Here is a 10,189-nt window from a genome sequence, read left to right on the forward strand (position 1 = left end):
CCACGGTCTGTACTGCTGTGAACAGTCAGATTCGGCTTTTTCGTCCCACCACCCCTTCGAGTATCACCATACAAGCGGCTTTAGCCGCGAAGAATCCAACGCGGTGCATGGCACCGGCTACGCCGGTGTTCGCGGCTAAAGCCGCTCCCACAGGGTCCCTGCTGATTCAATTAGTTATTCTATAGCCGCCACGGTGCGCCGGCCTCGAAGCGTGCTTCCAGCCACGCCTTGAAAGCCACCAGGGCGGCAGTGTTTAGGCGCGCAGTCGGCCGTACCAGGTAAATGCCTGCCGCCACATCCAACTGCCATTGCGGCAGCACCCGCACCAAGCGCCCGGCGGCGAGGTCCTCGCCCATCAGCCAGTCCCCTCCCGCCAGGGTGCCAACTCCGGTTGTCAGCCAGCTCGCCAATTCGGATGGCGGCGTCGAAACCCTCGCCGATCAGGTCGACGAAACGATCGGCATATTCGGCCTTCACCGCCACCTGCAGGTAGGCCAGCACGAAATCGGCCAGCAGCCAGACCTGGCCGGGCCCTGGGGCTTGTGCTTGCAAGTGTTCAGCTGCATGACATCGGCAGTGCCGGTGCTGTTGAGAACGATGCGGTTAGCCAGGATCGAATCCTGCTGGATGGGTGTTCGAGTCAGGCTAATCAGGCGGGATGCAGATGATTTCTGCACCCCTTGCAGCAATTGGCTAAGTGCTTCAGCAGCCGGTCAGCGCAACAGGCCGACGCTCGCCGGCAAAGAACAGCGGACGCAGGCGCACACCGATCAGGTTGCCGGCATAGGCCGCCACCAGCCACAGCCAGCCGTGCACGCTACCCGAGGCGATGCCACTGAAGTACGCGCCGATGTTGCAGCCATAGGCCAGGCGCGAACCATAGCCCAGCAGCAAGCCACCGATGATGGCGGCCACCAGAGACGCCAGCGGGATCTTCAGGCTTGGGGCAAAGCGGCCGGCCAGGCCTGCCGCCAGCAGCGCACCCAGCACGATCCCCAGGTCCATCACCGTGGTGATGTCCTGCCACAGCGGCGAGGCCAGCGCCTTGGCATTGGCCGGCGCCTGCCAGAACACCCAGCTGCCGACATCGACGCCCAGGCCATCGAGGGCCTTGGCCCCCCACAAGGCGAAGGCCGAGGTAATGCCCCACGGCCGCCCCGCCAGCGCCAAAGTGGCGTAGTTCAGCAAGGCCAGGGCGATGGCCCCCCACAGTAACGGCCATGGGCCGCGCAGCAAGCGGCGCAAGCCCTGGCGTTCGCCGCTGGCAGGCGCTTCCAGCGCGCCGTGCCGGCGCTTTTCCAGCACCACGGTGGCCCAGCCGATCAGCCCGAACATCGCCAGGCTGGCCAGCAGCGCCGGCCCCACACCCCACGCCTGCACGATGGAGGTGGCCGGGAACGATGGCAAGGCGAACCACCAGTCGGCGTGGTGGGTGGCGGTGACCGAACCGATGATGAAGAACAGCAAGGTCACCAGCATGCGCGCATTGCCGCCACCGACGGTGAACAGCGTACCCGATGCACAGCCGCCTCCCAGCTGCATGCCTATGCCAAAGATGAACGCGCCGAACACCACCGACACTCCCGCCGGTGCCACCAGGCCGTTGACCGGGTTGCCGAACAGGCTGCCGGCCGACAGCGCCGGGAAGAACAGCAGCACGGCCAGGGCCAGCATGACCATCTGCGCACGCAGGCCCGCGCCGCGCCGCTCGTTGATGAATACCCGCCAGGCCGAGGTGAAGCCGAAGGCGGCGTGATACAGCGTCACGCCAAGCGCGGCGCCAACGATCAGCAGCAGCACCTGCTTGAAGCCGGCATTGAGGTTGAGGAACCAGGCACCGGCCAGCAGCAGGGCCAAGGCGATCAAGGGGGCGCCCAGGCGACGCGGCTCGGGTGTTGCGGTTGCGGAAAGACCCATCGGAATACTCGGATAACAGTGAAACGGGTGGGGAGTATAACCCCAACAACTGGCGCGTTCCGTGTAGCAGCAGCCTTGTGCTGCGAAGAGGCCGGTACTGACGCCGCCTGTCTATGGCCTGTACCGGCCTCTTCGCAGCACAAGGCTGCTCCTACAGAACCTCACTAAACCAATAAGTCATGTGTCGTTCCATAAAAGCGGTCTTGGGCATTTGTTAAGCTGATCAAAACTGCCAGACTCAACCAAGACCATTCGCACGATGGATGAACTACGCAAGATCGACCTCAACCTGCTGCTCGCCCTGCACGCCCTGCTGAGCGAAAAGCATGTGACTCGCGCCGCCCTGCGCCTGCACCGCAGCCAACCGGCGGTAAGCCACGCCCTGGCGCAGTTGCGCAAGCACTTCGACGACCCCTTGCTGGTGCGCCAGAACGGCCGCATGGCGTTGACCGCCCGCGCCCAATCACTGGCCAAACCGTTGCACGACGCCCTGGGCAACCTCAACGGCCTGCTGGCCGCCCCACAGTTCGAGCCGGCCAAGGCCCAGCGTCGCTTCAGGCTCTCGCTGTCCGACTATTCCTCGCGGATCATCCTGCCACCCCTGCTGCGCCACCTGCGCCAGGTCGCACCCGGGGTGGATTTGGCCATCAGCCAGGCCAGCCGCGAGACCATGCTGGCCCTGTTGCTCGACGGTGAACTGGACCTGGCCCTGGGTATCTTCCCGGACCTGCCCCAGGCCATCACTGCGCAGCCGCTGTTCACCGACAGCTTCATCAGCGTTGCCGACCGCCAGGTGCTGCCAACCAGCGGCGGCCTGGCCCTGGCCGACTGGCTGGCCCGCCCGCATGTGCTGATGGCCATGCACCCGGATGCCTTCGATGAAATCGAGCGCGCCCTGGCCGCGCAGGGCCTGCGTCGGCGGATTGCCCTGGCCTTGCCGCACTGGAGTGCGGCGGTCGAGGTGCTGGCCGGCACCGACCTGATCCTGACCGTGGCCAGCCGCGCGGTGGGCTCGCTGCACCAGCACAAGACATTGCGCCAGTTCGAGCCGCCACTGGCGATTCCTTCGTTCGATTACCAGCAAGCCTGGCATAGCCGCAAGGACGACGACCCCGGGCATCGCTGGCTGCGGGAAACCGTGTGGGCGTGCAGCCAGCCGGGTCGCTGATCAGCCTTCCGGCTGCTTCACCACGGCAGTGGCACTGGTCGGCGTGCCTGCTGCCCAGTTACCCTGCACCAGCAGCACGCCGCAGAGGATCAGCACCACACCCGCCAACCTGGCCAGGTTGAGCGGCTTGCCCCCCAACCCCATCACCCCGAAGTGGTCTGCGACCACCGCCGTGATGATCTGCCCCGCCACCACCAGCACCAGGAACCCCGCCGCACCCAGCCTGGGGGTGAGCGCCGCGGCACCGGCCACGTACAACGCCCCCAGCACCCCACCAACCCACATCCACCAGGGCCCCTGCAAGGCCTTGCCCATGTCCGGCGCCGGCACCCTTAGGATCAGCAGCGCGGCGATCACTACCAGCGAACTCACCGTCAATGACGTGAACGCGCCCCACAACCAATGCCCCAGCGCCCGGCCGACGGCGGCATTACCCGCAGCCTGGAACGGCAGCACGGCACCGGCAAGCAACGCCAGGGCAAAGGGAAGTACCAGAAGGCACAGGGTCTTGCTGAACATGGCAGTCCTCATTCGTGACAGATGTTCAGGCGATGATCGGAAATTTCCCTTTATCCATGGAAATCGAAAGTGTGCACGTACTTCATTCACCCCATGGATACACGATCACGCAACCCATCACCGGCAAGCCAGCTCCCACAGAGTCCCTGCCAATTCAATGAGTCATGTGCAGTTCCATGGGAGCTGGCTTGCCGGCGATGGGGCGCACGGCGGCCCCATCTATTAGCTGAAAGGCATCAATGCAAGGCGATGCCATGGGCAGGCAACCCGTAGCCTGCCCCAATGAATGGTCAGCGCGAGGTTTCGATGCGCAGCACTTCGGTGTAGATCGCCTCGACCGTCTGGTCGACCTTGAGGTTCTTCATGCGTGCCTGCAGATCGGGGTTCTCGACCTTGACCACCTGCAGCTTGCCCTCAGGCGGTAACAGGCTCACCTCATGCGTCTCGAGGTCGATCTTCTTGATCTGCGAGGTCACCCTGACCTGGCGGAACGCCTCGCCGCCCGGGTTGGGGTTGTCCGCCGTGGCGCGAATGGTAGCGGACTCTTCAGTCGCCTTCGGTGCACCGCCCACCTCGGGATTGAGCACATAGGCCACCGCACGGGTCACGTAGATGTCGACCTGGTCACCCACCTTGAGGTTGGGCAGTGCCTTGGCCTTTTCCGTGAGCTGGAAGGTCACATCCTTCTTGGCGTCAGGGCCTTTCACCGTGACTTGGCGACTGGCCAGGTCGATGGCCGTGACCTGCGTGGTGACATGGCTTTCCAGCGCCTCGCTACCAATGGGAATACCGGCAGCCTGCACCGTGAAGCTGGCGGCGGACGCCAGGGTGGCAAAGGCAACAGCAAGAGCGAGAGAGCGAATTGGATTCATAGGCCTGCTTCCATGTAATCAAGACCGGATGGGTGCGTGAAATGTTCACGCGCCAACAAGAATAGCCCTTGCCTGGCACATTGCCGGCCCCTGCCCCTTACGACGCGTTTGTCGCTTTCTCACCACTCGCACCGTTGCGATAGCAAATGCGAATTCTTTACACTTGCTTTACATTTACAAATCATTACTATTCGTGACCTCCAAATACAACAAAGAGTCACCTGTAATGGCAAAAAAGTCTGTTGCCCCGGCGTCCATTTCCATGCTGGGCCTGCTGGTTGTGCCTGCTGTTCACGCGGCTGTCCAACCTGAATCGCAGGGTTCCCTCGCCTTGCCCGCCACTGCCGTCACCAGCGCCTACGAGCAGCAAAGCTACAAGGCCAGCGAAAGCCGCAGCGCCATGAAGATCGACGCCCCGCTGCGCGACATCCCGCAAACCGTCAACGTCGTGCCTGAAAGCGTGATCAAGGACCAAGGTGCGCAGTCCATGGAAGACGTGCTGAAGAACGTGCCCGGCGTCGGCCTGTCCAACGGCGACGGCCAGCGTGACCAGGTGACCATTCGCGGCTTCAGCGCCATTGGCGACATGTACATCGACGGCGTGCGCGACGACGCCCTGTACTTCCGTGACCTTTCCAACATCGAGCGGGTCGAGGTGATCAAGGGCCCTGCTGCCGTGCTGTATGGCCGTGGCTCTTCGGGCGGCCTGATCAACAGCATCAGCAAGAAGCCGAGCTTCACGCCCAAGCGCGAAGTCGGCATGAGCTTCGACAGCGAAGGCAAGCGCCGCACCCAGTTCGACACCGGCTGGGCCGACCCGCAAAGCAACCAGGCCTACCGCGTGACCGGCGCCTTCGAAGACAGCGACACCTTCCGCGACGATGGCTACATCGACCGCAAGGCCATTGCGCCGTCGGCCTACTTCCGCCTCTCCGACGACCTGGAACTGAACCTGGGCGCCACCTACCTGTACGACAAGCGCCTGATCGACTTCGGCATCCCGGCGCTGGGCAACCGCCCGGTAGATGTGGACCGCGACAAGCGCTTCGGCTCCGGCGATGCCGACCAGGACTACGCCCGCAGCGAGGTGTTCTCGCTGACTGCCAGCCTGGACTACCGCATCAACGACGACTTCACCCTGACCAACACCAGCCGCTATTACCGCTACGACCTGGATCGCAACAACACCCTGGCCGACAGCAGCCCCACGCGCTTCGTCACCGCGCCTAACGGCGAACTGCTGGTCAAGCTCAACCGTGGCAACGTCGCCCGCGACGAGTACGGCATGTTCAACCAGACCGAACTCAAGCAACAGGCGCAGCTTGCCGGCATGCAGCACAACCTGCTGTATGGCGTGGAAGTGGGCTTCCAGGACAAGCACCAGCGGGTACTGAGCCAGAACAACGTGGCCCAGGTGCCGGTGTACCGCGACGCCCTGGTGCCAGTGCCGGAGCACGCCGCCAACCTGTCGTCCAAGGGCACCAACTTCCAACAGACCACCGGCCTTTATGTGCAGGACATGATCGAGTTGAACGAGCACTGGAAGGCCCTGGTCGGCGTGCGCTATGACATCTTTGGCCAGGAGTACGACGACGACCGCGCGCAGAACGTAGACCTCGACCGTACCGACAAGACCTGGAGCCCCCGTGCCGGCCTGGTCTACCAGCCGGATAACATCCAGTCCTACTATGTGTCGGTCAGCCGCAGCTACCAGCCTTCAGGCGAAGTGTTCGCAGTCAGCCCGACCAACCAGCACCTGGAACCAGAAGAAACCACCAACTACGAAATCGGCGCCAAGTGGGACCTGCTCGACAGCCGCCTGTCGCTTACCGCAGCGGTATTCCGCCTCGAGCGCACCAACATGAAGACCGCCGACCCGGCCAACCCCAACCTGACCGTGCTGGCGGGCGAGCAGCGTACCGACGGCTTCGAAGCCACCGTGAGCGGGCAGCTCACGGACAAGTGGCAGATCTACGCTGGCTACGCCTACCTGGATGCCGAGATCACCAAGTCCAACAGCAAGACCAACGGCGTTGCCAACGAAGGCCAGACCCCTACCCTGACGCCGCGTAACAGCGCCAACGTCTGGCTGGTGCGTACCCTGACCCCGCAATGGCGCGTGGCCGCCGGCGCCAACTACGTCGACGAGCGCTACACCGCACTCGACAACGTGGTGGTGATGCCGGGCTACACCACCTTCGACGCCGCGCTGCTGTACAGCGTGCCGCAATGGGATGCCGCGCTGCGCCTGAAGAACGTGTTCGACCGTGACTACTATGCCTCCGCGCATGGTTCAGTGGACCTGATCACTCCGGGCGCACCGCGTACGCTGGAAGCCAGCTTCAACTACCGCTTCTGAAGCCCTGCGCGCCCCCTCGGCAGGAGCGCGCAAGCCAGGTGGATCACTCAGCGATCACGCGTCACCCGCCACACTGTGTTGGCCAGGTCGTCGGCGATGATCAATGCACCACGGGGATCCACCGTCACCCCCACCGGCCGCCCTCGGGTCTTGCCATCCTCGCCACGGAAGCCTGTAGCGAAGTCGATTGGTTGCCCGGCCGGCTTGCCATTGCTGAAGGGTACGAAGACCACCTTGTAGCCCACCGGGTCGGGACGGTTCCAGCTGCCATGCTCGCCCACGAAGACACCATCAGCGAAACGCTCGCCCATGGCCGGTATCGAGAAAGCGACACCCAATGCAGCCACATGCGAGCCCAGGCTGTAGTCCGGTTTGATTGCCGTCGCCACCTTGTCCGGGTTCTGCGGCCGCACCCGTTCATCCACGTTCTGCCCCCAGTAGCTGTAGGGCCAGCCATAGAAGCCTCCATCACGTACCGAGGTGAGATAGTCCGGCACCAGGTCTGGGCCCAGTTCGTCGCGCTCGTTGACCACCGTCCATAACTGCCCGGTATGCGGCTGGATTGTCAGCGCGGTAGGGTTGCGCAAGCCCGTGGCATAGGGGCGGTGCGCACCGGTTTCGGCATCGACCTGCCAGACCATTGCCCGATCGATTTCCACTTCCATGCCACGCTCGGTGATATTGCTGTTCGAGCCGATACCCACGTACAGGTAACGCCCGTCCGGGCTGATCGTCAGTGACTTGGTCCAGTGATGGTTGATCTCGGCCGGCAAATCGGTGACCTTCGTGGGTGCGCCGCCTGCCTGGGTCTGGCCCTCCTCGTAGTCGAAGCGCACCAGCGCATCCTGGTTGGCCACATACAACTTACCGTTGGCAAAGGCCAGCCCATAAGGCGCATTGAGGTTTTCCGCAAATACGGTCTGCACCTCGTAGGTGCCATCCCCGTCGGCATCGCGCAGAAGGGTCAGGCGGTTACCACCCTTGACCTGGGTGTTACCCTTGGCCTTGATCTGGCTGGCGATCACATCCTTGGGTTTGAGCTTGGCCGCGCTGCCACCCCTGCCCTCGGCTACCAGAATGTCACCATTGGGCAACACCAGGCTCTGCCGCGGAATACGCAGGTCAGTGGCAATGGCCGTGACGCTGTATCCCTCGGGCACGGTCGGTTTCTGCTCACCCCAGGCAACAGGCTGGGCGATCTTCATGCTCGGCAGCAAACCGCGCTGGGGTTCGGGCAGTTTCGGGTCCGGGCCATGGGCCTGGGTCGGCTCTCCATCACCACCGCAGGCACTCAACAGCAGCGCCACGCTCAACAGGCTCAATGCATGCAATGCCTTCATGCAGCACCTCCCGAGCGCAGGTTGCTCAAGCCGGTCCAGGCGGCGACTACCGCGAGCACAGTCACGATCACCGACAATACCAGCCCTGACGGCATCACCGCCCAGGCGTCCTTGGCATGCTCGAAGGCATTTATCAGCCCAAGCACCCAGGCCGCCAACAGCAGCATGAAGTACAGTGCAGGGCGCCCGCCCTTGCGCTCGGCGCGGATCAGGTTGGCCAGCGCAAACAGCAGTGCCAGCCCGCAGAACACCAGGCCACCGGCGATCAACCAGGCGGCGAAGTTGCTCCATTGGATCTGGTAGCTTTTGAAGTAGGCGATATCGCTCAGCAGCGCGCCAAGAAACAACGGCACACTGCCCGCAAGCAACAGGGCATGCAACGGGCTGGGCGTACAGCGGTAGAGGGTATGGTCAGAAGCGGTCACGGTGCCTCCTTTTCATTCAGTGACCCAAGGCTGATGGGCTTGTGCCATCAGGTGAGCGCAGGGGGCGCTTAGCAAATGAGCCCCTTGACGGCGCGATAGTTCACCGCTTCGCTGGTATGAAATATCCTGCAAGGCATTCGTCGCCCAGTGCAGAAGGTGATCACATGTGCAGAAAACCGATTCGTCCGGACATGTCCTGGGCTCTGCCTACCCTGCTCGCTCTGTGCCTGGCGCTCACCGCTGGCTGCTCCAGCAAAACCGGCAAGGCCCGATACGCTACGTCAGCCATCGGTTCCAATTGCTTCGCCAAGGCCGTGCCCACGGCTGGCGAGGGCGGCCTGGCCTGGGGCAATACCCTGAGCGTTGCCCGGCAGAAGTCAATGAACAACTGCATGCGTTATGCCAGCCGCTCGGGAGGTACGCCCAGGACATGCCAGGTGGTGATGGCCAAGTGCAAAAACTGAAAGAACCTGAACAGCCTTGTCACCGCCACCACCTGCACAGGCCTTCCAGGGAGCGCCTGCTAACCCCGGATGATCACCACCTCCAGATATTCACTGGGCACCACCAATGACCTAGGTCCGCCCACATTGCGTTCATCCAGCAGCTGAGTCAGATCCCGTTCCAGCGCCCCGGCCGCCTCCCGTTCCAGCGAGGCAAACGCCTTGTGCACCGGCCCGTACCAGGTGCGGAACACCTCGATGAAATGCGCTGCCGAGCGATAGCGGAAGTTGAAGTGCTGGCGGCTGACCTTCAATTCGCCCAGCGCCCCTTCGAACATCTCGCGCAACTGTTCTTCATCACCCCAGCGTGAAGGCGGCAGAGCACCGGCTGGTGGCGGTACATGCCGCCCGAGGGTCTTGAACATCTGGCCGACGAACCCTTGCGGGGTCCAGTTGGCCAGGCCGATCCGGCCACCGGGCCGGCACACCCGGCTCAATTCGCGCGCGGCCTGGGCCTGGTCGGGGGCGAACATCACGCCGAAAGTGGACAGCACCGCATCGAAAGTGCCATCGGCAAACGGCAGCGCTTCGGCATCGGCGGTCTGGAACAGCACATTGAGGTGCTCGGCCCGCGCGCGTTCTTCACCGCGCTTGAGCAGCTCGGGCACATAGTCGGTGGAGGTGACACGGCAGCCGCGCCGGGCAGCAGCAAGGGTGGCATTGCCGTTGCCGGCGGCGACATCCAGCACCTGCTCGTCCCAGCGCAGGTCACAGGCTTCGGCCAGGCGCTCGCCAACCAGTTGCAGGGTGGTGCCGATTACCGCGTAGTCGCCACTGGCCCACGCGGCTTGCTGGCGGGCTTTGAGGGCATTGGTATCCAAAGGAGTGCTCATGGTCTGCGCCTTCTTGTTGTGCGCGGCCGAGGTCCTTCTGGCGGTCAACGCGCCATGGATCGAGGGGATGGGAGCAAAACGCTACGCGCCTGGCAGGCGAAGCGGCAAGACAGATTGGGGATAGCGACAAGAACAAAGCGCTATATGAAGGCTACCGGCCCAATCGCCGGCAAGCCAGCTTGTGTCTTGAGAGGGGATTAGAATCTGAAGTGAGAGCGGTGAATGGCAAGCTGAATGCCAGAGGTGCCTTGAG

General features: G+C 63.5%; 9 protein-coding genes and 1 pseudogene. 3 read left to right on the forward strand and 7 right to left on the reverse strand.

The window, feature by feature from the left end; genetic code table 11:
* Positions 1-179 precede the first annotated feature (179 nt).
* Positions 180-528, reverse strand: a pseudogene (locus IRZ77_RS26235) (hypothetical protein); the annotation flags it as partial.
* A gap of 174 nt (positions 529-702) precedes the next feature.
* Positions 703-1,917 carry a YeeE/YedE family protein gene (locus tag IRZ77_RS26240; protein WP_196174614.1) on the reverse strand — a complete coding sequence of 405 codons (1,215 nt, stop codon included), beginning with the start codon at positions 1,915-1,917 and terminating at the stop codon, positions 703-705.
* A gap of 259 nt (positions 1,918-2,176) precedes the next feature.
* Between IRZ77_RS26240 and IRZ77_RS26245 the strand changes: the two genes are divergently transcribed.
* Positions 2,177-3,085: a LysR family transcriptional regulator gene (locus IRZ77_RS26245; protein WP_196174615.1), complete on the forward strand. Its 909-nt coding sequence runs from the start codon at positions 2,177-2,179 to the stop codon at positions 3,083-3,085.
* Here the strand turns inward: IRZ77_RS26245 and IRZ77_RS26250 are convergent, their stop codons facing one another.
* Positions 3,086-3,604 carry a DMT family transporter gene (locus IRZ77_RS26250; RefSeq protein WP_153670823.1) on the reverse strand — a complete coding sequence of 173 codons (519 nt, stop codon included), beginning with the start codon at positions 3,602-3,604 and terminating at the stop codon, positions 3,086-3,088. It abuts the gene before it with no gap.
* A 290-nt stretch (positions 3,605-3,894) separates the two neighbouring features.
* Positions 3,895-4,476 (reverse strand): hypothetical protein, encoded by a 582-nt coding sequence (locus IRZ77_RS26255; RefSeq protein WP_196174616.1) that lies wholly within the window; start codon positions 4,474-4,476, stop codon positions 3,895-3,897.
* A gap of 226 nt (positions 4,477-4,702) precedes the next feature.
* On the opposite strand from IRZ77_RS26255, the gene IRZ77_RS26260 reads away from it, so the two are divergent.
* Complete coding sequence (locus IRZ77_RS26260) at positions 4,703-6,835, forward strand: TonB-dependent receptor (protein WP_196174617.1); 2,133 nt, start codon at positions 4,703-4,705, stop codon at positions 6,833-6,835.
* Between the two features lie 47 nt (positions 6,836-6,882).
* Here IRZ77_RS26260 and IRZ77_RS26265 read toward each other — a convergent pair whose 3' ends face one another.
* Both IRZ77_RS26265 and IRZ77_RS26270 read right to left on the reverse strand, forming a co-directional pair.
* The gene (locus IRZ77_RS26265; protein WP_196174618.1) at positions 6,883-8,175 is read right to left on the reverse strand and encodes a PQQ-dependent sugar dehydrogenase; all 1,293 of its coding nucleotides are present in this window, start codon (positions 8,173-8,175) and stop codon (positions 6,883-6,885) included.
* Positions 8,172-8,600, reverse strand: coding sequence for a DUF2231 domain-containing protein (locus IRZ77_RS26270; protein WP_108479860.1), 429 nt, complete (start codon positions 8,598-8,600; stop codon positions 8,172-8,174). Before IRZ77_RS26270 ends, IRZ77_RS26265 begins: the two co-directional genes overlap by 4 nt.
* Before the next feature lie 164 nt (positions 8,601-8,764).
* Here IRZ77_RS26270 and IRZ77_RS26275 point away from each other — a divergent pair, with 164 nt between their 5' ends.
* The gene (locus IRZ77_RS26275) at positions 8,765-9,064 is read left to right on the forward strand and encodes a hypothetical protein (protein WP_085599078.1); all 300 of its coding nucleotides are present in this window, start codon (positions 8,765-8,767) and stop codon (positions 9,062-9,064) included.
* Positions 9,065-9,123: 59 nt separating this feature from the next.
* Here the strand turns inward: IRZ77_RS26275 and IRZ77_RS26280 are convergent, their stop codons facing one another.
* Positions 9,124-9,936 (reverse strand): class I SAM-dependent methyltransferase, encoded by an 813-nt coding sequence (locus tag IRZ77_RS26280; RefSeq protein WP_046615451.1) that lies wholly within the window; start codon positions 9,934-9,936, stop codon positions 9,124-9,126.
* Between the last annotated feature and the right edge of the window lie 253 nt (positions 9,937-10,189).

Source organism: Pseudomonas pudica (genome assembly GCF_015680405.1).
GTDB lineage: Bacteria > Pseudomonadota > Gammaproteobacteria > Pseudomonadales > Pseudomonadaceae > Aquipseudomonas > Aquipseudomonas pudica.